This is a genomic window from Mesorhizobium sp. M0074 (genome assembly GCF_040322975.1).
Taxonomy (GTDB): Bacteria; Pseudomonadota; Alphaproteobacteria; order Rhizobiales; family Rhizobiaceae; genus Mesorhizobium.
The window spans coordinates 105947-129529 of sequence record NZ_JAMYUM010000002.1; the positions used below are offsets into that span (position 1 = coordinate 105947).

A 23583-nucleotide genomic window follows, 5' to 3' on the forward strand; every position below is an offset into this window, starting at 1 on the left:
GGCGCCGCGACGATGACAGCGCCGGCCACCGCCCTGAAGCATACGGCGCAGAACGGCGCTGCCGAAGCCATCCACGTCGAGAACCTGCACAAGAATTTCGGCAAGCTGCATGTATTGAAGGGCGTTTCGCTGTCGGCGCGCGATGGCGAGGTGATCGCCATCATCGGCGGCAGCGGCTCGGGCAAATCGACGCTGCTGCGCTGCATCAACTGCCTGGAGAACCCGACCAGCGGCATCATCCGGGTCAATGGCGAAGAGATAAAGCTGAAGGCCGACAGCTACGGCCACACCGTGCCCGCCGACCGCAAGCAGATCGAACGCATCCGCTCCAAGCTCGGCATGGTCTTCCAGAACTTCAATCTGTGGAGCCACATGACGTTGATCGAGAACGTCATCGAGGTTCCCGTGCATGTGCTCGGCGTCAAGCGCGATGTGGCGATCGGCGAGGCGGAAAAATTGCTCGCCCGCGTCGGCCTGGCCGAAAAACGCGACGTCTATCCCGCCTATCTGTCGGGCGGCCAACAGCAGCGCGCCGCGATTGCCAGGGCGTTGGCCATCAACCCGCGCGTCATGCTGTTCGACGAGCCGACCTCGGCGCTCGATCCGGAGCTGGTCGGCGAGGTGCTGAAGGTGATCGGCGACCTGGCGCGCGAAGGCCGCACTATGGTGCTGGTCACCCATGAGATGAAGTTTGCCCGCGAGGTCGCGACGCATGTCGTCTACCTCCACAACGGGCTGGTCGAGGAAGAAGGGCCGCCGGAACAGATCTTCGGCGCGCCGAAATCCGAAAGGCTGAAGCAGTTCATCCGCAACATCAGTTAAACTGTGGGCGGACGAAAACCGGGAACAACAACAAAACTGGGAGTCATGACGATGAAGATTATTCTCAAGACCTTTGCCGCAGCGCTGCTGCTCGGCGTTGCCGCGATGGGCGTGGCCAAGGCCGATCCGGTCAAGATCGGCGTCGCCGCCGAACCCTATCCGCCCTTCGCCTCGCCGGACGCTTCCGGCAAATGGGTCGGCTGGGAGATCGAATTCATCGATGCCGTCTGCGCCGAGGAGAAGCTCGACTGCGTCATCACCCCCGTCGCCTGGGACGGCATCATTCCGGCGCTGACGACCAAGAAGATCGATCTTATCGCCGCCTCGATGTCGATCACCGCCGAGCGCGAGAAGACGATCGCCTTCTCGGACAAATATTACAACACCCCGACTGCGATCATCGGGCCGAAGGACCAGAAGTTCGGCTCAACACCGGAGGACCTCAAGGGCAAGATCATCGGCGTCCAAGTCTCGACCGTACACGCCGACTACGCCAAGAAGCACTTCGCCGACGCGGCGGAAATCAAGGAATACCAGACCCAGGACGAGGCCAACCAGGATCTTGCCGCCGGCCGGGTCGACGCGGTGCAGGCCGATTCCATTGCCCTCGACGCCTTCCTAAAATCGGACCAGGGCAAGCAATGCTGCGATCTGAAGGGCATGGTCGCGCCGGATCTGGCCATTCTCGGGCCCGGCGTCGGCGCCGGCGTCCGCAAGGAAGACTCCGAGTTGAAGGAAAAGATCAACGCCGGCATCAAGGCCATCCGCGCCAACGGCAAATATGACGAGATTTCGAAGAAGTACTTCGACTTCGACATTTACGGTGCCGACACGCAGTCGAACTGACTGCCTCATCCATGAGCGATTAACCACGCGGCCCCGATAGAGCCGCGTGGTTCGTCGAAATCCATCGACGCGAGCTTCCGCGGGCGGAGATCGCCGGCGGTTTTAGCGCCAGCAATTCGAGGGCGACGCTGATCGACGCATTTGTTCCGGCTTGGGCCGCCTCTGCCATCGCGCTTCTCTCGCCCGTGCCGCCGGGCTGGGGTGGAACGCTCATCGTCGGGCTGCTCCATACGATCGAGATCGCGGTCGGCGCCACCGGTCTCGGCCTTTTGATCGGCATCGGCGGCGCCTCCGGCAAGCTGTATGGTGGTCCGGTGGTGCGCGATCTCCTGGCAGTCTATACGACCGTCGTGCGCGCCGTGCCGGAGCTGGTGCTGATCCTTCTGCTCTATTACGCCGGCACCGACCTGATCAATCAGATGCTGACGGCAATGGGCTATCAGCGCATGGACATTAGCGGGCTGGCGGCCGGCATTGCCGTGCTCGGCTTCGTCCAGGGCGCCTATTCGACCGAGGTGATCCGCGGCGCGATCCTTGCCATTCCGCAGGGCCAGATCGAAGCCGCGCGCGCCTATGGCATGTCTCCCGGCCTGCTGCTGCGGCGCATCACGCTGCCGGCGATGCTGCCGTTCGCCATACCCGGCCTTGCCAATCTCTGGCTGATCGCCACCAAGGACACCGCCCTGCTGGCGGTCGTCGGCTTTTTCGAGCTGACATTGGCGACACGGCAGGCGGCCGGCGTCACCAAAGCCTATCTGACATTCTTTGTCGCCGCCGGCGCGATCTACCTTCTGTTGACGCTGGTTTCCAACCTGATCATCGGCCGCATCGAGAGCTGGGCCCGCCGCGGCATGCCGTCGCTCAAGGAGGCCCGTTGATGGCTGGCCCGGTGATGACTGGCGAAGCGGCCGTCGAGATAGCCGCACGCGCTTCGCTGTGGCTGAAGCCGCATCGTATCGTGCTGATCCTGATCGCGCTGGGGCTGGTTTTGGCGGCGGCCGTCTTCATGCGCTGGGACTGGCTGCCTAAATATTACGGGATAGGACTGCTCGGCATCTGGCGCGCGCTGTGGATTCTTGCCGTCACTTGCACGCTGGGTTTCCTGCTCGCCGTGCCGCTCGGGCTGGCGCAGGCTGCGGGCTCGTTCTGGTTCGCGGCACCCGCCAAGGTCTTCTGCACCGTCATCAGAGGGACGCCGCTGCTGCTGCAGCTCTGGTTGCTCTATTACGGGCTGGGCTCGCTGTTTCCACAATATCCATGGATTCGCGAGTCTTGGATGTGGCCCTATCTGAGGCAGGCATGGCCCTATGGCGTCCTCGGGCTGACGCTGTCCTTCGCCGGTTATGAGGGCGAGGTGATGCGAGGCGCTTTCGCCGGCGTGCCGAAAGGCCAATTGGAAGCCGCCCGCGCCTTCGGCATGAGCCGCTGGAGGATTTTCCAGCGAATCTGGCTGCCGCAGGCCTTCTACCGCGCGCTGCCGACACTGACGGGCGAAACCGTGCTGCAGCTGAAATCGACGCCGCTGGTGGCGACCATCAGCGTGATCGACATATTCGCCGTCTCTTCAAAGGTGCGTCAGGATACCTACCTCACCTATGAACCCTTGCTGCTCCTGGCGTTGATCTATATGGCGATCACCGGCATCCTCGTCTTCACCCTGGGCAAGATCGAGGCGCGGATTCCGAACAAGGTTGGTTAGGTGAATAGTGAATGGTGAATAGTCAGTAGTGAGTAGCCCGTAGTGTTACCGGCTAAGTCCCACTCACCATTCACTATTCACCATTCACCCATTCCCTCAGATATCCATGGCAATCACAATGCAACTCAGTCTCGACCAGGCGACAGGGCTGTGCCGGATGGCCGCACTTGGCGCTGGCGCCAACGAAGAGGCGGCGCAGTCGCTGGCTGCCTCGATCGTCGCGGCCGAGGCGGAAGGACTGTCGACCGTTGGGCTGTCGCACTTCATCGATTATCTCGAAGCGCTGGAAGCCGGCCGCATCGACGGCAACGCCGATCCGGTGATCACCAGGCCGGCGCTCGCGGTCTATCTCTCCGATGCGCGCGGCGGACTGGCGCATACCGGTTTCGACCGCACGATCGATGAACTCGCCAACGCGGCGCGGCTGTTCGGCGTCGCGATTTTTTCGCAGAAGAATGCCTATACGTGCGGCGCGCTCGGCTATTTCACCGGAAGGCTGGCCGCGCAGGGATTGGTGTCGTTCGCCGCCACCAACGGCCCGGCCGTGCTTGCCGGCTCGGGCTCGGTCAAGCCGGTCTACTGCACCAACCCGATGTCCTTTGCGGCACCCGCCGCGGACGGGGCGGCGCTGGTCATCGACCAATCGTCGAGCGCCACCGCCTTCGTCAACATCCGCAAGGCGGCCGAGGACGGCAAGAAGATACCCGAAGGCTGGGCACTGGATGCGAGCGGCAATCCGACCACGGACCCGGCAGCTGCAATGAAGGGCGCCATGCTTGCCTTCGGCGGCCAGCGCGGCGCCAACATCGCGCTGATGGTCGAGGTGCTGGCTGCGGGCCTGTCGGGCGCCAACTGGTCGCTCGATGCGCCATGGTTCAGCGGCGGGCCGGACAGTCCGGGGACCGGCCTGTTCGTGCTTGCCGTCGAGCCCAAGCTGCTCGATCCGGACTTCGAAAAGCGGATGAAGGATCAACTCGACCGGCTGCGGCGGCGCTATGGCGTGCATGTGCCGGGGCGTGCCCGGGCCGAGGCCGCGGAGAAGGCGGCGGCGCGCGGCATAAGCGCGCCGAAAGCCGTGGTGCAGCGCATTTCCGAATTCGCCGCCCGCTATTCGTCCTGAAGAAATTCGTTTGTCCGATGAGCGGCTGAGAACGCCTGCCGATCCGGCAGCGCGAGCCTACTTCCCGCAATAATGATCGTTGATGACGTTCGCCGCATTCGCGTCCGGCCCTACCCTGTTGTAGGAGCAGGGTTCGGCGGCCGTCGTGAACAGGTGGTTGTCATAGTAGCGCGGGCCACCGAACAGAATGTCGATGATGTTGCCGTTGGCCGGAACGTAGCGTTCGGGTTGAGCTTGGTGGTGATGCCGGTTTGCCGCGAATGCCGAGGCACCAATGCTGCAGCCTGTTGCGAAAGCCAGAGCGAAGATCGCAACGCGTTTTGTCGTCATCGGCAATATCCTCCATTCGGAATCAAACCATACATCCTAAAATCGCCGGCCGGAACAAAGGTTCCTGTCCCGAATGGAGTTACCCTAAAGCCCGGCGTCGGCGGGTTTTCTGCCGTTTCCAACGGATACTGGAAATCATGCTTCAACAATGCCGGGCGACCGATGGTCGCCCTTTGCCTTTGGCGCGAAACCGACTATGAAACGGCTTCAACCAAGCCATCTGGATAGCCGCCGGAGCCAGCCATGACCGAAATCCTGCAGACCCCAAAGCTCGTGGTCGTGTTCGGCGGCTCCGGCTTTGTCGGTCGTCATGTCGTGCGGGCGCTGGCCAAGCGCGGCTACCGCATCCGGGTCGCCTGCCGCCGGCCCGATCTCGCCGGCCACCTGCAGCCGCTCGGCAATGTCGGGCAGATCCAGCCGGTGCAAGCCAATGTCCGGGTGCGCTGGTCGGTCGACCGCGCCGTGCAAGGCGCGGACCATGTCGTCAATCTGGTGGCGATCGCGCATGAGGCCGGCCGGCAGAAATTCACTGCCGTCCACGAGTTCGGCGCGCGGGCTGTCGCTGAAGCGGCGCGCGCCGTCGGCGCCGGCCTCACCCACATCTCGGCTCTGGGAGCGGATCTCCACGCGCAATCGGACTACGCGCGTACCAAGGCGCTCGGCGAAAAGGCCGTTCTGGAGACGGTCCAAGACGCCGTGATCTTGCGGCCATCGATCAATTTCGGGCCAGAGGACGGTTTCTTCAACCGCTTTGCCAACATGGCCCGCTTTTCCCCGGTGCTGCCGCTGATCGGCGGCGGGCAGACGAAATTCCAGCCGGTCTATGTCGGCGACGTCGCCGAAGCGGTGGCGCATTCGGTCGACGGCAAGGTCCAGGGCGGCCGGATATATGAACTCGGCGGGCCGCAAGTGCTTACCTTCAAGGAATGCATGCAACAACTGCTTATCATCATCGAACGCAAGCGGTTTTTGCTGCCCGTGCCATGGTGGCTGGCGAACCTTCAGGCATCAATTCTCGGGCTGTTGCCCAATCCGTTGTTGACCAAGGACCAGGTCCTGCTGTTGCGCCAGCACAATGTCGTGTCGGAAGCCGCCGTCAAGGACAACCGGACGCTCGCCGGCCTCGGGATCCAGCCACGGTCGATCGGAACCATCCTGCCCAGCTATCTCTGGCGCTACCGCGCCGCCGGCCAGTTCCAACGCAAGTCCGCCGCATAATACGAACGGACGTCCGGTTGCCTACGAGGCGCGCCGGGTGACCTGCATCGGCAGGCCGCCTTGCGGCTGCGTCGTCAGCTTCTGCACCGGCCAGGGGCGGGTTTCCGCGGTGGCGTCGAAACGGTAGCGCGACAGCATGATCGCCAACGCGATGATTGCCTCCTGCATGGCGAAGCTGGCGCCGATGCAGACGCGGGGGCCGGCGCCGAACGGCAAATACTGGAAACGATCGATCTTTTCGCGGTTTCCCGGATGGAAGCGTTCCGGCATGAAAGCGTCCGGCCGGTCCCACAATTTCCGATGGCGGTGGACGACCCACGGCATCACCAGCACCGCAGCACGTCGCGGTATGTAGAGGCCGTTCCAGGTTTCGGGCTCGATCGGTTCGCGGTTGATCGACGGCGCCGGCGGATAGAGCCTGAGCGCCTCGTCGAAGGCGGCGCGGGTGAGCGGCATGGCGTCGAGCCATTTCGTCGGGTCGGGCTCACGCGCCAACACCGCATCGATCTCGTGCTCGATCTTTTCGCGCTCCCACGGCGCTTCGGCAAGGCAGTAGAGCGTCCAGCCGAGCGCCCTGGCCGTAGTCTCGTGGCCGGCACCGATGAAGGTGATGATGTTGTCCTCGACCTCGGCCCGGGTCAGCCCGCCCGGTCCCTCCGCCTTCAACAGCAGCGTGAGAAAATCCTGCGGCACGGTGTCCGGAGCGCGCCTCAGCCGCGCCTCGCGCATCTGCACCGTGTCGGTAACGATCTTGCGGAAGTAGGCCATGGTCCTGCGGCCGCGGATGCGGGTCAGGCGCGGCAGCCAGTCGGGCGCACGCAAAAGGTCGAGCGGATCGACCCGGCCCATGGTCTCGAACAGGCGATCGATCTCCTTGGCGAAGCTACCGGGCTCGCCCGATATCTCGCCCGAAAACAGCGTCTCGGCCAGGATATCGAAGGTGAGCAGCGTCATGTCGTGGGCGATATCCGACGTGCCACCTTGCTCGTAACGGGTGACGAATTCGAGCGTGCGTTTCAGCATCGGCTCGGCGAAGCCGAAGATGTGGCGCGGCGTGAACACCGGCGCCATCGCCTTGCGCGAACGCCGCCACACTTCGCCTTCGGCGGTAAGCAGGCCGTCGCGCAGGATTGGCCGCAATATCTTCTGACGCACCGTCGCCATCTTGTAGTTCTTGGCGTTATCGACGAGCACATGGCGGATGAGGCCGGGATCGTTGGCGATGACCAGCGGCCCGCCGACGCCGGTCACCGAAATCCAGGGCTCGTTATAGGTCGGCTCGCCCCACAGTTCGAGCGGATTGCGGTAGACGATGCGGATCATCTCCAGCGTCGAGGGCGGCGCTGTGCGCGGCTTCGGCGCCGGCGGGACGAAGGGAACGGGCTGACTGTCCATGGCTTGCTCCGCTGACACCTCAATGTAGTGGCGGGCAAGGCAGGCGTCCATGTGACCGGACGACAAGGCGAAGCATCCGCTCTCTGGAATGTGACCGGGGCACCGGAAAGTGCCTGCTTGCTGTGTCCGGCTGCGTGTCTTAGGTGGCAGCACCACAGATGCCACTAACCGGCGGGAGCCTGCCTTGAAGCACCAGTTGAACGTCATCATCGGCAGCACGCGGCCGGGCCGCGCCGGGCCGGTTTTCGCAAATTGGCTGGAGAGCTTTGCGCGCGAGCACGGCAAATTCGAGCCGGTGCTCACCGACATCGCGGCCTTCAACCTGCCGGTGCTGGACGAGCCGCATCATCCGAGACTGGGCAAATACGAAAACAGCCACACGAAAGCCTGGTCGAAGGCAATCGACGCCGCCGACGCATTCGTCTTCGTGGCGCCGGAATACAATTATTTCGCCGCCCCCGCGATCGTCAACGCGGTCGACTACCTGCTCAGGGAATGGCGATACAAGCCGGCCGCCATCCTCAGCTACGGCGGTGTCTCCGGCGGCCTGCGGGCGGCGCAGGCGGTCAAACCGTTGCTGACCTCCGTCGGCGTCATGCCGATCCCGGAAGGCGTGGCGCTGCCGATGTACCAGAAGCTGCTCGACGAGACCGGCGCCTTCTTGCCCAGCGAGCAGGTGCTCGGCGGGGCCAGGACCATGCTGGACGAGTTGTTCCGCTGGAGCGAAGCGCTGAAGCCGATGCGGGTCGGCTGACAACGCGAACGGCCGAGCTTGCCGATGCCGTAACTTGCTCATGCCATAAAGAGATGGAATGCTCCGGCAAATGACCGGGCCGGGGCGGTTCGATTTGCGTTTTCTGTTTGCCTTGCTGCTGATCCTCTCGACGGCCTCCGCTGCCGTGGCGGAGCGGCGCGTTGCGCTGGTCATCGCCGAGAACGACTATCGGCTGATCCGGCCGCTCGCCAATCCCGTCAATGACGGTGAGGTCATGGAGACGGTGCTGAGGAAGCTTGGTTTCGAGGTCTTCCTCGAAACCAACCGCGACCTGCGGCGCATGCGCCGGGCGCTCGACGATTTCCGCGAGGATGCCAAAGGCGCCGACGTGGCGCTGGTGTTCTTCTCCGGCCACGGCGTCGAGATCGCCGGCGAGAATCGGCTCCTGCCGGTCGATGCAGACGCGTCGTCGCTCGCTACGCTGGAAAGGACCAGCCTGCCGCTGGAGGAGATCCGCGCGACCGTCGCCGCCACCAGCAAGGTCGGACTGATCGTGCTCGACGCCTGCCGTAGCGATCCGTTCGCGGCTACGGGCGGCGAAGGCCGCGGCGCGACGGCGCTGGCAAAAGACGTCAGCGACAAGGTCCGGCCGGGCCTTGGCCGCATCGGGCGGGCAGAAAACATCCTGTTTGCCTTTTCGGCGGCGCCCGGCGAGACCGCCGCGGATGGGACGGGCCAGAATTCGCCGTTTACCGCGGCGCTGACGAAATACCTCGGCACCGAAGGTCTCGAGATCCGCTCCGTGCTGACGCTCGTGCAGCAGGAGGTCTACGACCTCTCGCGCGGTAAGCAATTGCCCTATGTCGAGAGCGGCCTGCCGCAGCTGTTCTTTGCCGCCTCGGCCAAGGAGAAATTGCCGGAGCGCGAACGCTTGTTGCTGGCCATGGCCGAGGTGACGCCCGCGATGCGCGGCGAGGTGGAAAAGATCGCCAGCGACGCCGATATGCCGCTGGCGCCGCTCTATGGCGCGTTGATCAGTTCCGATGCCGGCCATCTCTCCGCAGACAGTCTGAACACCAGGCTGCGTGAGGCAGCCGACGCCTTCGTCAAGGTGCGGAGCGAAATGCAGACGCTTGGATCCGACGATCTGCGGGTGGCAGCGTTGCGCCGGCAGGCCGAAGAGCAGCTTTCGCTGGGAGCGTTCGATGCCGCGCGTAAAAAGCTCGCCGAGGCAGCCGAGATCGACAATGTCTCGCGCAACGCGCTGAAGGCCAATTTCGTCAGCCGCACGCTCTCCGAAGCCGCGACGCGCTATCTGTCCGGCGGGGCCGCGCGCGCCGACCTCGACTACGCCACAGCCATCAGGGACTATGAGTCCGTGCTCGCGCTTTATGACGAAGCCGGACAGGTGGTGCTGTCGCTCGACGACGCCGACCGCTTGATTCGCACGCTGGACGAGCTCGGCAAGCTCTATACCACGGTCGGCAATATCGATGCGGCTGGCCGTGCCTTCGAGGCGCTGCAAGCCGATCTCGAGCGGCGGTCGCATCATGAAACCGATCCCAACGTGAAGCGCGACTTCACCGTCAGCCACGTCAAGCTCGGCAACGTGCGGATGGCGCAAGGCAATCTGCCGTCAGCGCTGCAGAATTATGAGACCGCCAAGACCATTCTGCAGGGCCTGACCGAGGCAGAACCGGACAATCTGGAGTGGTTCGGCGACCTCGCCATGGCCGACGACAAGATCGGCAACGTATTGGCGACGCAAGGCGATCTGGCCGGCGCCGCAGAGGTCTACCAGGAAAGCCTGTCGATCAAGAAGCAGCTCGCCGCCGGAGAGCCCGACCGTGCCGAACTGCAGCGCGACCTGACCATCACCTACGATGAGATCGGTCACCTTGCCCATATCGCAGGCCAACTGGACAACGCACAGGCGGCCTATGAAGAGAGCCTGAAGGTGCGGCTGGCGCTGGCGGCGGACAAACCGGGAGACGCCGACCGGCAGCGTGACGTCTCGGTCAGCCACGATACGATAGGCGACCTGCTGCGCGAACGCGACGACGCCGCCGGGGCGCTGGCGGCCTACAAGGAAGGTCTGGCGATCGTCAAACAACTGGCGAAACGCGATCCGGACGACACCGAGTTGAAGCGCGACCTGTCGGTCGGCAACGCCAAGATCGGCAATGCGCTGAGCGACCAGCAGAATTGGCCGGCGGCACTTTCGGCTTATCGTGAGGCACTTTCGCAGGCCAGCGCGCTCGCCGCCGGCGACCCGAACAACACCGAATGGCAGCGCGACCTGTCCGTGTGCATCGAGAAAGTCGCCGGCGTCCTGGCGATACAGGGCGACCACAAAGGCGCGCTGAAAGCCTATCTGGACAGCTACGCGATTGCGCAGAGGCTGGCCAAGCTCGATCCCGCCAATTCCGACTGGCAGCGGGACTTGTCGATAACGCTGTCCGAAGTCGCCACGCTGCGCCTCAGGCAGCGCGACGTCAGGGGCGCCCGGCAAGCCCTTCAGGACAGCCTGGCCATTCGCGAGAAACTTGCCCGGTCCGATCCGGACAACGCCACCTGGCAGCGCGACCTGGTGGTCGCCTATATCGACTACGCCCAAGTCGCAAAGGACCCGAAGGCTGTGCTTTCCAAGGCGCTCGACATGACGCTCGAGCTCGACCGGAGCGGGCGGTTGGCACCGCGCCACAAGTTCATGATCAAGTTTTTACGTGAGCGGCTGGCCAGGATCGAAGCCAGGCGCCGGTAGCCGGCTCACGCGATGGTCATTCCGTTCCGAAATGCCTGCAAACCTTGGAAAAACCGCCTTTTGCGCCTATATCTACGACATTAGAAATGCGCGATTCGAAGCCGATTTTTCGCGCTCTGCACACGGCATCAATCAGACAGGTTTTCATGAGCGACCAGACCGACATCGCCAACGGCGTTGAAGCCGAATACGGCGCCGATTCCATCAAGGTTTTGAAGGGCTTGGATGCCGTTCGCAAGCGGCCGGGCATGTATATCGGCGATACCGACGACGGCTCGGGCCTGCACCACATGGTGTATGAGGTGGTCGACAACGCCATCGACGAAGCACTGGCCGGCCATGCCGACCTGGTGACGGTGACGCTCAATCCGGACGGATCGGTGACGGTCATCGACAATGGCCGCGGCATTCCGACCGATATCCACACCGGCGAAGGCATTTCAGCGGCCGAAGTGATCATGACGCAGCTGCATGCCGGCGGCAAGTTCGACCAGAACTCCTACAAGGTCTCAGGCGGCCTGCACGGCGTCGGCGTGTCGGTCGTTAACGCCCTGTCGGCCTGGCTGAAACTGAAGATCCGCCGCAACGGCCATATCTACGAGATGAGTTTCACGCATGGCAATGCCGACGCGCCGCTGCGCATCACCGGCAGTTATGAACAAGACAAGGTCCCCGGCACCTATGAAGGGCGCAGCGGCAGCGAAATCACGTTTTTGCCGTCGTCCGAGACTTTCACCATGGTCGAATTCGACTACGGTACGCTGGAGCATCGGCTGCGCGAGCTCGCCTTCCTGAACTCCGGCGTGCGCATCGTTTTGACCGATGCCCGCCATGCCGACATCGTGCGCCATGAACTGCACTACGATGGCGGGCTGGAAGAGTTCGTCCGATATCTCGACCGGACGAAGAAGCCGTTGCTCGACAAGCCGATCTCGATCCGCGCCGAGCGCGACGGCATCACGGTCGAAGTCGCCATGTGGTGGAACGACAGCTACCATGAAAACGTGCTGGCCTTCACCAACAACATCCCGCAACGCGACGGCGGCACGCATCTGGCAGGCTTCCGCGGTGCGCTGACGCGCCAGATAACCGGCTATGGCGACTCCTCGGGCCTGACCAAGAAGGAAAAAGTGGCGCTGATCGGCGATGATTGCCGCGAAGGGCTGACCGCGGTGCTGTCGGTCAAGGTTCCCGACCCGAAATTCTCCTCGCAGACCAAGGACAAGCTGGTGTCGTCCGAGGTCCGCCCGGTGGTCGAAGGGCTTGTCAACGAAGCGCTCGGCACCTGGCTCGAGGAGCACCCGACCGAGGGCAAGGCGGTCATCGAGAAGGTCATCCAGGCCGCTGCCGCGCGGGAAGCCGCGCGCAAGGCACGCGACATCACCCGCAAGAGTTCGCTCGGCGTCACCTCGCTGCCCGGCAAGCTGGCCGATTGCCAGGAGCGCGATCCGGCGAAATCCGAGATCTTTATCGTCGAAGGCGACAGCGCCGGCGGCTCGGCCAAGGGCGGCCGTTCGCGCCAGAACCAGGCCATTCTTCCGCTGCGCGGCAAGATCCTCAATGTCGAGCGCGCCCGCTTCGACCGCATGCTCGGCTCCGACATGATCGGCACGCTGATCACCGCGCTCGGCACCTCGATCGGCAAGGACGAGTTCAACGCCGACAAGCTGCGCTACCACAAGATCATCCTGATGACCGACGCCGATGTCGACGGCGCCCACATCCGCACCTTGCTGCTGACCTTCTTCTTCCGCCAGATGCCGGAACTGATCGAACGCGGTCATCTCTACATCGCGCAGCCGCCGCTCTACAAGGTGACGCGCGGGAAGAGCTCGCAATACATCAAGGACGAAGCCGCCTTCGAGGAATTCCTGATCGGCTCCGGGCTGGAAGAAGCGTCGCTTGCGCTCAGCACAGGCGAGGTGCGGGCCGGGCAGGACCTGCGCAGTGCCATCGACGACGCCTTGGCTGTCCGCCAGCTCATCAACGGATTGCACACGCGCTATAACAGAGGCGTGGTCGAGCAGGCAGCGATTGCCGGCGCGCTCAACCCGGAGATCTTCACCGACCTCCGCCGCGCCAACGAGACGGCCGAGCGTGTTGCCCGTCGTCTCGACATTATCGCCGAGGATACCGAGCGCGGCTGGATCGGCCGCATGTCGACCTCGAACGAGGGCATTGGCGGCTATGTCTTCGAGCGAACGGTGCGCAGCGTCAAGGAGTTCGCGCATCTCGACCTGGCGCTGATCAATTCCGCCGACGCACGCCAGCTCGACCGCTATGCGCCGCGCCTGGCGGAAATCTACGGCGAGCCGCCGGTGCTGCGCCGCAAGGATGTCTCGGAAACCATTTCGGGGCCGCTGGCACTGCTCAATGCCGTGTTTGCCACCGGCCGCAAGGGCCTGACCATGCAGCGCTACAAGGGCCTTGGCGAAATGAACGCCGAGCAGCTCTGGGAAACGACGCTCGACCCGAATGTGCGCTCGCTGTTACAGGTCAAGGTCAATGACGCGACTGATGCGGACAGCTTGTTTTCACGGCTGATGGGCGACGAGGTCGAGCCAAGGCGCGAATTCATCCAGGAAAACGCACTGTCGGTCGCCAATCTGGACATCTGAGCCGCCATCCAGATACCCAGCCAGCAGGCATGAAGTGTATTGGTGCGCCAAGGCGCACCAATACGACTGCTGCAACGCAACAAAGATCACCAGGACCGCCGGAACGGAAAGGCTTTCAAGGCATTGTAGTCGATCACAATCGCCGCAGGAGGCATCCATGGGACGTGGCATTTTGCTCTGGCTTCTCGGAGTCCCAATTCCGATCATTATTCTGATCATGCTGTTCGCACGGTAGGGAGGCTTCGATGCAGTCCACCGTAACAGCTGTCGACGTTTCCGCCCCGACGGAATCCGCTTCCACTGCTGTCAGCTGGGGGCCAATCGTCGCCGGCGCCTTTGCTGCGTCGACGCTTACCTTCATCTTGATGCTGCTCGGCTCCGGGCTTGGGCTGAGCATGGTGTCGCCATGGTCCGGCTCGGGTGCGTCAGTCACCACTTTCGCCGTTTCCACCGCCGTCTGGCTGATCGTCGTGCAGTGGCTGTCGTCGGCCCTGGGCGGCTACCTCGCCGGACGCCTGCGCACCAAATGGGTCGGCATCCACACCGATGAAGTCTTCTTCCGCGATACCGCTCACGGCTTCCTGGCCTGGGCGCTGGCGACGCTGCTCGTCGCCGGCGTGCTCGGCACGGCGCTTTCGGCCGCGATAGGTACCGGTGTCCAGGCTGCTTCGACTGTGGCATCGGGCGCGGCAATGGGCGCTTCGGCAGGTGCTGCTGCAAACGCGGGTAGCGCCTCGACTGACAACGCCACATCGTATTTCGTCGATACGCTGTTCCGCCCGGCCGATCCGGCAAGGCTCGCTGCCGCCAATCCGGAGAGCGACGCCGCGGCAACGGCGCAGGCATCGCGCATTCTGATCGCGAGTGCCGCAGCAGGCGAAATATCGGCCGACGACAAGACCTATCTGTCGCGGCTGGTGGCCGCCCGCACAGGCCTGTCCGAAGCGGATGCCACCGCTCGCGTCGATGCGGTAATCGCCAGAGCGCAGGACGCCAAGGTCAAGGCCCAGCAGGCGGCCGACACCGCCAGAAAGGCAGGCGCCACCTTCTCGCTGATTGGCGCGCTGTCGCTGGTCGTCGGGGCCTTCATTGCCAGCGCGGCTGCAGCACTTGGCGGCAGGCAGCGCGACGACGAGGAAGCGATTTTCCTGACCAGTCGTTGATCGGTGACTAAGCGAACTCGGTCCGCTTCGGGAAGATTACGCCCGAAGGGGACCTTGCTTTGAACTGCCGCCGCGGCATTGTCGTGCGCTGCTCGCCGCCTACAGCTCAGCTTCCAGTTTGCGGCCGAGATCGACCGCATCGCGCAGCACGGCAAGGTGCGAGCGCGGCTGTACGCCGGCCGGCGCGTTGACCTCGACGCCGCTCGCCGTCAGCGACCAGTAGAGCCTGTGCGTGAAGACGCGGCCGCCCGAGCCGCGCAGCTCGACCTGGATGTTTTCCACGCCGGGACCAAAATTTTCCGTCATCCGCCCTGAAATCGGGTCGCCGGTCAGCCAGCCATTGCCCCTGTCGAAAATATTGGTCCAGCGCGTCGCGGCAAACACCGCGCCATGATGCACCGCCCGCTGCGGCTTGCCGGAATGGCTGCGCCCTTCCTGGTAGAGCATGGTCCCGCCCGCCGCCCTGTCGGCGATCGGCGGGCATGCCGAAAACAGGCGCTCGGCGATGCCGCGCCTGAATTCGGCGAGGTTGTAGGTCACCAGAAACTCGCTGTGGGTCAGCGGACTGCCGAGCGTGACGAAATCGCTGATCTTCCACGGCAGCGGATGATCGGCGTCGCCGTCGCGAAGCTGCCGGCAGAGCTCCCATTGGCTGCGCCGGAATGCGGGGAGGTCATCGAGGCTGTCGGGCCAAGCGGAGGCATCGGCGGCCAGCGTCGCCTTGTCGACGGCGTGGATCGCCTTCAGCCTCGCTTTGTCGCGAATGGCTTCCAACTTTCTAGGCCTGAAATCGGCCCACAATATCTGCAACAGATCATAGGCGATGATCGACCCGAGGCTGTGCGAGACCAGCACGATGCGGTCATAGGCATCGTCCATCATGAGACGCTTCAGCAGCTTGAGGCCACGCTCGCGGACCAGCGCCCGCTTCTCGACCGTTGCCGCTTCGGCCCGCACATAGGCGGCGACGTCGCCGAAATAAGGCAAGCCAAACTGGTCCACCGACCAGATGACGAACGACGCCAGAACCGTGACAAGCACACCGGTCGTCCAGGAGATGTAGCCTTGCCAGGTCGACGTTGCGAGCGCCAGCGCCGCGCCGAGGACGACGATGGTGGCCAAAAGCGTGACGACATAGAGTTTGAGCACATCGCGCGGAATATCGGCCGGCTTGCGCCAGAGCAGGGTCGTCACCCAGGCAGCAAGGCGGCTTCGGGTCGTGCCCTGGGTGATGTCAGCCCAGTAAAGCTCGTAGAAATCGGTGCGGCGGCCATCGACATCATAGGGCGTGGTGATCCGGCGGAGTTCGTGCGAATTGGTCCGGCTGTCGGGCGTGATCCAGCTCTGGTTGATCTTCGCACCCATCGGGTCGGCCGGATCGGGGACATGGGTATAGAACGGTGCACGGGCCGGATCGTGGCTCCATACGGCCTGGACAAACTCCCTCAACGTGTCCATGGGCCGCTGCTCGCCCATGCCGTGCACGACCACTACCGCCTGGCTGCGCTTACGTGGCGCCTTCTCTGCTGCGGTCAGATCGGCGGCCGGCGATGCAGCAGAACCAGGGTCGGGCACCAGCACCTCCACGATGACGCCGTTAGCAAGACGACGGGTCGGCATCGTAGCTTCAGAACCGGTAACAGCCAAGAAAAAGCCCGGCGCGGAGCCGGGCTGTATTCGACGATCGGCAGTGCGTTGGCAGCGACGCCGTTTCAGTGATCCATCGCTTTGACGATCTCCTCGGTCATCTTCTTGGCGTCGCCGAGCAGCATCATGGTGCCGTCCTTGTAGAACAGCGTGTTGTCGATGCCGGCATAGCCGGAGCCGAGCGAGCGCTTGACGAACAAGCAAGTGCGCGCCTTGTCGACGTCGAGGATTGGCATCCCGTAGATAGGTGAGGACTTGTCGTCACGAGCCGAGGGATTGGTGACGTCATTGGCCCCGATGACATAGGCGACGTCGGCCTGCGCGAACTCAGAGTTGATGTCCTCCAGCTCGAACACTTCGTCATAAGGCACGTTGGCTTCGGCCAAGAGCACGTTCATGTGGCCGGGCATGCGGCCGGCAACCGGGTGGATGGCGTATTTGACGTCGACGCCGTTGGCCTTGAGCTTGTCGGCCATCTCGCGCAGCGCGTGCTGCGCCTGGGCGACGGCCATGCCGTAGCCCGGCACGATGATGACCTTTTGAGCATTCATCATCAGATAGGCGGCATCCTCGGCCGAGCCCTGCTTGACCGTGCGCTCGATGCCGTCGTTGGCAATGGCTGATGTCTCGCCGCCGAAGCCGCCGAGGATGACCGAGATGAAGCTCCGGTTCATGCCTTTGCACATGATGTAAGACAGGATGGCGCCCGACGAGCCGACCAGCGCGCCGGTGATGATCAGCGCCAGATTGCCGAGCGTGAAGCCCAGGGCGGCCGCGGCCCAGCCCGAATAGGAATTCAGCATCGACACGACCACCGGCATATCGGCGCCACCGATCGGGATGATGAGAAGCACACCCAGCACCAGCGAGGCGGCAACGATCAGCCAGAACACCACCTTGGACTCGGCGGTGACGAGCAGCACGATCAGCACGATCAGCGCAATTCCCAGGGCCGCGTTGATGAAGTGGCGGCCACCGATCATGATCGGCTTGCCCGACATGCGGCCGTCGAGCTTCAAAAAGGCGATGACCGAGCCGGTGAAGGTGATGGCACCTATGGCAACGCCGAGGCTCATCTCGATCAGTGCCTGGGCATGAATATCGGCGACGGTGCCGATGCCGAAGCTTTCCGGTGCATAGATGGCGGCGGCCGCCACCATGACCGCGGCAAGACCGACCAGCGAGTGGAAGGCGGCGACCAGCTGCGGCATCGAGGTCATGGCAATGCGCCGTGCCGTGACCGCACCGGCCGAGCCGCCTATCAGCAGCCCGAGCACTATGAGGCCGAAGCGCCCGGCCGAAGGGGTCGCCAGCGCCAGCGTCGTGGCGATGGCGATGCCCATGCCGATCATGCCGTACATGTTGCCCTGGCGGCTGGTGGTCGGATGCGACAGGCCGCGCAATGCCAGGATGAACAGGATGCCGGAGACCAGATAGAGAAAGGAGGCGAAGTTGGCGTTCATAGCGGCCTACTTTTCCTTCTTCTTGTACATGGCCAGCATGCGCTGGGTGACGAGGAAACCGCCGAAGATGTTGACCGATACCAGCATCAGCGCAACGAAGCCGAAGCCGGTGGCAAGCCCTGAGGCCGAGATGCCGACGGCCAGCAGCGCGCCGACGACGATGACGGAGGAAATGGCGTTGGTGACCGCCATCAGCGGCGTGTGCAGTGCCGGCGTGACGGACCACACGACGTAGTAGCCGACGAAGATCGCCAGGACAAAGATGGCGAAGCGAAAGACGAAGGGATCGATGGCACCGCCGGACAGCGCGTGAGCGGCGTCACCCGCCGCCTCGGTGCCGGGCGCGGCCGCCAGGTTCTGCACCGCGAGCCGCACGGCAGCTGTCGCCTGGTCGAGCTGGTCGAGGGCTTTCTGCAGAGTCTGATCCATCACGCGATCCCTCCGGTGGTCTTGGGCTTCCTCGAAGCGGCCGTTTTCTTCGCAGCCGGCTTCGCCGAAGCCTCGGCAACCATCGTCCTGGCCGGAATGGCCGGTGGTTCGACATATTGGCCCTTTGGCGGCTCCTGCTCAGCCTTTGCGAAAGCCGGATGCACGATCTTGCCAGCATCGGTCAGCATCGTCGCCTTGACCAGTTCGTCGTCGTGGTTGATGGCAAGCGTCTTCGCCGCCTTGTCGACCAGCGTCTCGAGGAAGGCATAGAGGTTCCTGGCATAGAGAAGCGAAGCGGAGGCGGCGACGCGACCGGGAACGTTGAGATGGCCGACGATCTTTACCCCGTTGGCCGTGGTCACCACCTTGCCGGCTTCGGCGCCCTCGACATTGCCGCCGCGCTCGACCGCGAGGTCGACGATCACAGAGCCGGGTTTCATCGAGGCGACCATCGCCGCCGAGACCAGCTTCGGCGCCGGACGGCCGGGGATCAGCGCCGTGGTGATGACGATGTCCTGCTTGGCGATGTGCTCGGCGGTCAGCGCCGCCTGCTTGGCCTGGTATTCCTTCGACATTTCCTTGGCGTAGCCGCCGGCTGTCTCGGCCGCCTTGAACTCCTCGTCCTCGACGGCCAGGAATTTTGCGCCGAGCGAGGCGACCTGCTCCTTGGCGGCCGGGCGCACGTCGGTGGCGGTGACCACGGCGCCGAGGCGGCGCGCGGTGGCGATGGCCTGCAGACCGGCGACGCCGACGCCCATGACGAACGCCTTCGCCGCCGGTACGGTGCCGGCCGCCGTCATCATCATCGGTAACGCCCGGTCATATTCGGCAGCCGCGTCGATCACCGCCTGATAGCCGGCGAGGTTGGCCTGGCTGGATAGAACGTCCATCGACTGGGCGCGGGTGATGCGCGGCATGAACTCCATGGAGAAGGCAGTAACACCGGCCTTGGCAAGGGCAGCGACGGCAGCGTCGTTGCCGTAGGGATCCATGATCGCGATGATAGCGGCGCCGGACTTGTAGCCCTTCAGCTCGGCGTCCATGGGCCGGCGCACCTTCAGCACGACATCGGCCTTGGCAGCATCGCCGACCTTGCCGATCGCGGCGCCCACCCGGGCGAACTCCTGGTCGGGAATGCGCGACGCTGTGCCGGCGCCGGTTTCGACAATCACGTCGAAACCCAGTGCCGCCAGCCGCTTCACCGTGTCGGGGGAGGCCCCGACGCGCGGCTCGTTTGCGTCGAGCTCACGAGGGATGAAAACCGTCTGTCCCACCGCATGATCCTTTCGGCCGGAACCCTGTTACCGCAAGACACCGACCGACCCCGGCGGCGCCTTCGACAAAGGTTGGAGGAGTTATCGGAGAATAAAGGCGCCGATGGCCAGGATCAGCACGAACAGGATAGTCCCCGAGAAGAAGCCGCCCACAAAGAAGCCGAACGCCATGGCAAGAAGCACGGCGGCGCAAAATAGCGACCCATATTTGGCCAGCATCACAAAGCCGGCATAGGTGCGGTCGTGCTCGGCATAGTCCATCTTCGCGCCTAGTTCGACAGGACCGGTCGGCGTGTGTTCAGCCATTGGAATACCCCTTCGAAGACATCTTTCAGGCACATAGCGAAAAGCCGCGTTAAGGGCAATGGCGCTATTGCCGCATCGCCGCAGCCAACAATCTCAAGCAAAACTTGAAATCGCTGCGCGAAGCGCGGCGATACCAATCCCAATGGACGGCAGGTCCGCTACTGCCGATGTCGTTAGCCGGCGAGATGCGGGAACAGACCGAGCAGGCCGACAACGATCAGATAAAGGGCGACGATATAATTGAGCAGCCGCGGCATCACCAGGATCAGCACGCCTGCAATCAGCGAGATAAGCGGGGTAAGGGCGAGCGTGGAAATGGTCATATCGGTTCCTTTGATCGGATCGCTATCGAAGCGATGCTTGGCGGATGCCGGCCATGCCGACCTACCACCAGCACCCTTGCCCAGAACGCCGAAGCGACCGGAAGGCTCCATGGGCTCGTTCAGGCGGCTTCGCGAAAATACTTGGCGGTGGGCAGGATGGTCAGCGGGGCGAGTTCGCCGGCACCGGGCGTATCGAACAACATGCGCTGCTCCATCGGCGTCGAACGGAAAAACGGAAAGCGAGCGTAGGTTTCATTCTTGATCGCCAGGACATCGGCTTGATAAAGCAGCGCGAAACAGTTGATCACGCCGGCATAGGGCCGCGCATCGCCAATCGGTCGCGCCCGATAGATGCGCTTGTAGAAAGCCGCATGGTCCTCGCGGATCATGGATATGCAATAAGGCGCGCCGAAATGGAAGCAAGCCATGCCCGCAAGGCGCAGCGTCACATACGGGATCTGCGGGTAAAGCCGTGACCATTCGGCGTCCACGGCAAAACGGCTCGGGTCGATAAAGACTTCGCCGGCCGCCAGACGCGGCATCAACAAGTCCTTGTAGACGCTGAGCGCTGGTGATGTGGCGTTATCAGCAGACACGTTATGCAGGCGCATTGTGCTGACCAGCCGCCCCTCGATGTAGATTCCGAACGTATGGCAATTGGGCAGTTCGTCAAACTCGTCATGGACCTGACGGGACGCATTCTCGGGCACCAGATCGTTCATCCGATAGGAATTGTAGCGCAGCCTGTAAATGCTTTCGAAGTCCTCGCCGCTTTCACAGCGTCGGTACTCCGTCCGGTCAAGCAGCGCATAAACATGTTGCGCGAAGCTGGACATGGTCTCGGACGCATCTTTCCCACCAGCGCCCGCCGCATGGCCGAGCGAACTCAACTGGGCACACATGAACTCTATTCCCCGCGATTACCGCCACCAGCCGACACTACGGACGGGTCATGAGATGTAAAGATGAAAATAAATAGGAGCTCGTTTACCGCTCGTTAGGGTTAACAATTAATAAAATTATACTAAAATACGCGGTTTTTCAGCGCGAAGTCAGCGCCGCGGCGCCTTCCTTGCCGTCTGGATGTCCTTGGCGAAGGGCCAGACGGTGCTCGACATCGTCTCGATGCCGGACGCGCTGAGTGCCGACCCGAACAGAAAGCCCTGGACCAGGTCCGGCTTGACCTGCAATGCCAGGATCTTGAGCTGTTCGAAGGTCTCGACACCTTCGACGGTAACCGAAAGTCCCAGCGGCCGTGACAGGTTGACGATGCCCTTGAGCAATTCGAGCGACCGGCTGTTCTGAGTGACATCCATCAGGAACGAGCGGTCGATCTTGATTTTGTCGAGCGGCAGTTTGTGGAGATAGCTGAGGCTCGAATACCCGGTACCGAAATCGTCGAGCGCAATGCGCACGCCGAGCCGCTTCAACTCCTCGATATATTGGCGTGTCAGCGACTTGTCGTCGAGCAGCGCCGTCTCGGTGACCTCGATCTCCAGACGTCCGGCCGAGAGACCGGATTCAGCCAGCGCGTCGCGAACCTTCTGGATGACATCACGGTTGCGGAAATCCTTGGCCGAGAGATTGACCGACACGCTGGTCTGGGCCGGCCATTTGGCGCATTCCGTGCAGGCCGCATGCAGGACGAAGGTGCTGATGTCGGAAATAATTCCCATTTCCTCCGCCAGCGGAATAAAGATACCGGGGGAAATCGGCCCGAGATCGGGATGATCCCAGCGGCACAGCGCTTCGCAACTGGCGATACGCATCGTGCTCATCGCCACGATCGGCTGATAGACCACCCGCAATTCGTTGTTTTCCACGGCGCTGCGCAGGTCCGCCTTCATCAGCTGACGGCTGCGGAAGGCAGCATCCATGGAGGCCTCGAACAGCCGCCAACCGTTCTTGCCAAGCTCCTTGGCCTTGTAGAGTGCAAGGTCGGCTTTGACGATCATGGCGTCGACGTCGGTATCCTTGACCCGCGACAGCACCGCGCCGCCGCTGGCCTGGATGCGTAATCCGTGGCCGGCGACATCGACCTCGCCCTGTAGATTGACAAAGATCTCATCAACCTGGCCGGTCAGGTGGCTTTCATCCTCGATGCGCTCGAAGAAGATCATGAACTCGTCGCCGCCGAAGCGGCTGACGGTGATGCCTGGCCCAGCGACTGCCGCCAGCCGCTCGGCAACGGCGTAGATCAATCCGTCGCCGACCGGATGGCCGAGCGTGTCGTTGACGCTCTTGAAATCATCGAGATCGAGCACCACCAGCCCGCAGAGACGCTCGGGATCGCCTGAGGCCATGGCTTCCACCACCAACTCGTGGAAGTAGGCGCGGTTGGGCAGGCCGGTGAGACTGTCGTAGCGCGCCATGAAGCGGATCTTGTCTTCCGCCTCGACCCGGGCGGTCACATCCTCGAAAGTGACGACGCCCAGTTCCTGGCTGCCTTCGCGTGCCGAAAATTCATAGTGCTGGCCGTTGGTGAGCGAGACCAGGACCTTGCGGTCGCGGCCCTCGCGCAACGCACGCGTCAGCTGGGCTTCGATGTAACGGCAATCTTTCGGCGCCAGCATGCCGCCTGCAGCGCCGCGCATCAGCAGACCGTGGATCGAGCGGCCTAGCAGCGCATCGGCCGATTTGAGCGACATCAGGTGCGCGGCTTCGGCATTGGCCACCGCCACCCGGCCGTCGGGACCAAGCATGACAAGGCCATGCGACATGGTGTTGAGCGCGCGGTTGAAACGCTGCGCGATGCGGTTCGCCTTCTTTTCCTCCGACAGGGCGGTAAACAGGACTTCGCGGACGATGTCGGCGAACCGCTTGATCGCAAACAGAAAAGGGGCCGACATAAGACCGAGGATGATGTGGTAGATATCGCCGCGCAGGATAAAGCCAAGCGATATGGGCCATGTGGTGGTTATGATAAAAATCATGACCATGCGCGGCGACCCATAATTGCGGCCGGCAATCGACGTGACCGATGCCAGAGTGACGCAGACAGAGGCTATTTCGGCATAGTTGTCGTGGCTGTCATTTGCCAGATAGATACTGACGAAACAGAACGCGCCAAGCATGAAACCATGCATCGAACCGAAAATTATGTAATCGTTTTCGCGATCATGGGCTTCTTCCCACGTCGTCGGGGAAGGAAGTCGCCCGTATTTTCGGATGTTGCGAAGGCGCAGAGTACCGACAATGATGAGCCCAGCGGCAACTAGAAGATACGCCAAGTCCATGGTCTTCCAATAGACCAGAATGACGAGGAGCGTCTGCGCAACAAGGCCGATCGACAGCGTGAACCCGTCGCGAAACAGCGTTTCCACGAACGGAATGTAAACGTCGACCGGAATCTCGTTTTTTCGTCTCAGATTCACGCCTGGATCCCAACCCTGGGGAACCCAGCAGTGTCACATTGGCCTTAAGAAAGGTTTAGAGCAGCGGTTCGGGCTCT

20 protein-coding genes are annotated in these 23583 nt (G+C 63.0%); 10 read left to right on the plus strand and 10 right to left on the minus strand.

All coding sequences use genetic code 11. The features are described 5' to 3' along the window. Positions 1–12: 12 nt before the first annotated feature. The 5 genes from NKJ73_RS03510 to NKJ73_RS03530 all read left to right on the plus strand — a co-directional run bounded on the left by NKJ73_RS03510 (position 13) and on the right by NKJ73_RS03530 (position 4487). Positions 13–822, plus strand: coding sequence for an ABC transporter ATP-binding protein (locus NKJ73_RS03510; RefSeq protein ID WP_023676274.1), 810 nt, complete (start codon positions 13–15; stop codon positions 820–822). Between the two features lie 51 nt (positions 823–873). Beyond that, positions 874–1668, plus strand: coding sequence for a transporter substrate-binding domain-containing protein (locus NKJ73_RS03515; RefSeq protein ID WP_352568373.1), 795 nt, complete (start codon positions 874–876; stop codon positions 1666–1668). Positions 1669–1880: 212 nt separating this feature from the next. Continuing rightward, positions 1881–2546: an ABC transporter permease gene (locus tag NKJ73_RS03520; RefSeq protein ID WP_031211669.1), complete on the plus strand. Its 666-nt coding sequence runs from the start codon at positions 1881–1883 to the stop codon at positions 2544–2546. Positions 2547–2560: 14 nt separating this feature from the next. Then, positions 2561–3367, plus strand: a complete 807-nt coding sequence (locus tag NKJ73_RS03525) for an ABC transporter permease (RefSeq protein WP_023676271.1) — start codon at positions 2561–2563, stop codon at positions 3365–3367. A 118-nt stretch (positions 3368–3485) separates the two neighbouring features. Beyond that, entirely contained in the window at positions 3486–4487 is a 1002-nt protein-coding gene (locus NKJ73_RS03530; RefSeq protein WP_352568374.1) for an Ldh family oxidoreductase, read from the plus strand. Positions 4488–4544: 57 nt separating this feature from the next. Here the strand turns inward: NKJ73_RS03530 and NKJ73_RS03535 are convergent, their stop codons facing one another. After that, positions 4545–4817, minus strand: a complete 273-nt coding sequence (locus NKJ73_RS03535; protein ID WP_352454720.1) for a hypothetical protein — start codon at positions 4815–4817, stop codon at positions 4545–4547. Between the two features lie 243 nt (positions 4818–5060). Here NKJ73_RS03535 and NKJ73_RS03540 point away from each other — a divergent pair, with 243 nt between their 5' ends. Beyond that, a complete protein-coding gene (locus NKJ73_RS03540) occupies positions 5061–6035 on the plus strand; it encodes a complex I NDUFA9 subunit family protein (RefSeq protein WP_352501121.1) in 975 nt (324 codons plus the stop codon). Positions 6036–6056: 21 nt separating this feature from the next. Here NKJ73_RS03540 and NKJ73_RS03545 read toward each other — a convergent pair whose 3' ends face one another. Then, positions 6057–7430 (minus strand): cytochrome P450, encoded by a 1374-nt coding sequence (locus tag NKJ73_RS03545; RefSeq protein ID WP_352568375.1) that lies wholly within the window; start codon positions 7428–7430, stop codon positions 6057–6059. 184 nt (positions 7431–7614) lie between these two features. Between NKJ73_RS03545 and NKJ73_RS03550 the strand changes: the two genes are divergently transcribed. The 4 genes from NKJ73_RS03550 to NKJ73_RS03565 all read left to right on the plus strand — a co-directional run bounded on the left by NKJ73_RS03550 (position 7615) and on the right by NKJ73_RS03565 (position 14690). Continuing rightward, complete coding sequence (locus tag NKJ73_RS03550) at positions 7615–8184, plus strand: NADPH-dependent FMN reductase (protein WP_023676267.1); 570 nt, start codon at positions 7615–7617, stop codon at positions 8182–8184. Between the two features lie 58 nt (positions 8185–8242). Continuing rightward, positions 8243–10909 (plus strand): caspase family protein, encoded by a 2667-nt coding sequence (locus tag NKJ73_RS03555; RefSeq protein ID WP_352568376.1) that lies wholly within the window; start codon positions 8243–8245, stop codon positions 10907–10909. Between the two features lie 146 nt (positions 10910–11055). Next, on the plus strand, positions 11056–13527 hold the full coding sequence (gene gyrB / locus NKJ73_RS03560; RefSeq protein WP_352568377.1) for a DNA topoisomerase (ATP-hydrolyzing) subunit B: 2472 nt from the start codon (positions 11056–11058) through the stop codon (positions 13525–13527). A gap of 245 nt (positions 13528–13772) precedes the next feature. Further along, on the plus strand, positions 13773–14690 hold the full coding sequence (locus NKJ73_RS03565; protein ID WP_352568378.1) for a hypothetical protein: 918 nt from the start codon (positions 13773–13775) through the stop codon (positions 14688–14690). Positions 14691–14789: 99 nt separating this feature from the next. Here NKJ73_RS03565 and NKJ73_RS03570 read toward each other — a convergent pair whose 3' ends face one another. The 8 genes from NKJ73_RS03570 to NKJ73_RS03605 form a co-directional block, all read right to left on the minus strand. After that, positions 14790–16310, minus strand: a complete 1521-nt coding sequence (locus NKJ73_RS03570; RefSeq protein WP_352568379.1) for a hypothetical protein — start codon at positions 16308–16310, stop codon at positions 14790–14792. 92 nt (positions 16311–16402) lie between these two features. After that, positions 16403–17800 carry an NAD(P)(+) transhydrogenase (Re/Si-specific) subunit beta gene (locus NKJ73_RS03575; RefSeq protein ID WP_352454727.1) on the minus strand — a complete coding sequence of 466 codons (1398 nt, stop codon included), beginning with the start codon at positions 17798–17800 and terminating at the stop codon, positions 16403–16405. Between the two features lie 6 nt (positions 17801–17806). After that, positions 17807–18229, minus strand: coding sequence for an NAD(P) transhydrogenase subunit alpha part 2 (locus tag NKJ73_RS03580; protein WP_036238371.1), 423 nt, complete (start codon positions 18227–18229; stop codon positions 17807–17809). Further along, on the minus strand, positions 18229–19503 hold the full coding sequence (locus NKJ73_RS03585; protein WP_352568380.1) for a Re/Si-specific NAD(P)(+) transhydrogenase subunit alpha: 1275 nt from the start codon (positions 19501–19503) through the stop codon (positions 18229–18231). The genes NKJ73_RS03580 and NKJ73_RS03585 overlap by 1 nt, the downstream gene beginning before the upstream one ends. 81 nt (positions 19504–19584) lie before the next feature. Continuing rightward, positions 19585–19809, minus strand: coding sequence for an aa3-type cytochrome c oxidase subunit IV (locus NKJ73_RS03590; protein WP_023676259.1), 225 nt, complete (start codon positions 19807–19809; stop codon positions 19585–19587). Between the two features lie 173 nt (positions 19810–19982). Beyond that, positions 19983–20132, minus strand: coding sequence for a DUF3096 domain-containing protein (locus tag NKJ73_RS03595; protein WP_013528205.1), 150 nt, complete (start codon positions 20130–20132; stop codon positions 19983–19985). 119 nt (positions 20133–20251) lie between these two features. Next, the gene (locus NKJ73_RS03600) at positions 20252–21034 is read right to left on the minus strand and encodes an N-acyl amino acid synthase FeeM domain-containing protein (protein WP_023676258.1); all 783 of its coding nucleotides are present in this window, start codon (positions 21032–21034) and stop codon (positions 20252–20254) included. Between the two features lie 150 nt (positions 21035–21184). Continuing rightward, positions 21185–23506: a putative bifunctional diguanylate cyclase/phosphodiesterase gene (locus NKJ73_RS03605; RefSeq protein ID WP_352452207.1), complete on the minus strand. Its 2322-nt coding sequence runs from the start codon at positions 23504–23506 to the stop codon at positions 21185–21187. Positions 23507–23583: the final 77 nt, after the last annotated feature.

Coding starts and splice junctions, on each gene's coding strand:
- NKJ73_RS03555 (WP_352568376.1), top strand. CDS start 8,243: ATGCTCCGGCAAATGACCGGGCCGGGGCGGTTCGATTTGCGTTTTCTG.
- NKJ73_RS03600 (WP_023676258.1), bottom strand. CDS start 21,034: ATGTGTGCCCAGTTGAGTTCGCTCGGCCATGCGGCGGGCGCTGGTGGG.
- NKJ73_RS03575 (WP_352454727.1), bottom strand. CDS start 17,800: ATGAACGCCAACTTCGCCTCCTTTCTCTATCTGGTCTCCGGCATCCTG.
- NKJ73_RS03570 (WP_352568379.1), bottom strand. CDS start 16,310: ATGCCGACCCGTCGTCTTGCTAACGGCGTCATCGTGGAGGTGCTGGTG.
- NKJ73_RS03565 (WP_352568378.1), top strand. CDS start 13,773: ATGCAGTCCACCGTAACAGCTGTCGACGTTTCCGCCCCGACGGAATCC.
- NKJ73_RS03515 (WP_352568373.1), top strand. CDS start 874: ATGAAGATTATTCTCAAGACCTTTGCCGCAGCGCTGCTGCTCGGCGTT.
- NKJ73_RS03595 (WP_013528205.1), bottom strand. CDS start 20,132: ATGACCATTTCCACGCTCGCCCTTACCCCGCTTATCTCGCTGATTGCA.
- NKJ73_RS03580 (WP_036238371.1), bottom strand. CDS start 18,229: ATGGATCAGACTCTGCAGAAAGCCCTCGACCAGCTCGACCAGGCGACA.
- NKJ73_RS03540 (WP_352501121.1), top strand. CDS start 5,061: ATGACCGAAATCCTGCAGACCCCAAAGCTCGTGGTCGTGTTCGGCGGC.
- gyrB (WP_352568377.1), top strand. CDS start 11,056: ATGAGCGACCAGACCGACATCGCCAACGGCGTTGAAGCCGAATACGGC.
- NKJ73_RS03545 (WP_352568375.1), bottom strand. CDS start 7,430: ATGGACAGTCAGCCCGTTCCCTTCGTCCCGCCGGCGCCGAAGCCGCGC.
- NKJ73_RS03510 (WP_023676274.1), top strand. CDS start 13: ATGACAGCGCCGGCCACCGCCCTGAAGCATACGGCGCAGAACGGCGCT.
- NKJ73_RS03525 (WP_023676271.1), top strand. CDS start 2,561: ATGACTGGCGAAGCGGCCGTCGAGATAGCCGCACGCGCTTCGCTGTGG.
- NKJ73_RS03535 (WP_352454720.1), bottom strand. CDS start 4,817: ATGACGACAAAACGCGTTGCGATCTTCGCTCTGGCTTTCGCAACAGGC.
- NKJ73_RS03590 (WP_023676259.1), bottom strand. CDS start 19,809: ATGGCTGAACACACGCCGACCGGTCCTGTCGAACTAGGCGCGAAGATG.
- NKJ73_RS03530 (WP_352568374.1), top strand. CDS start 3,486: ATGCAACTCAGTCTCGACCAGGCGACAGGGCTGTGCCGGATGGCCGCA.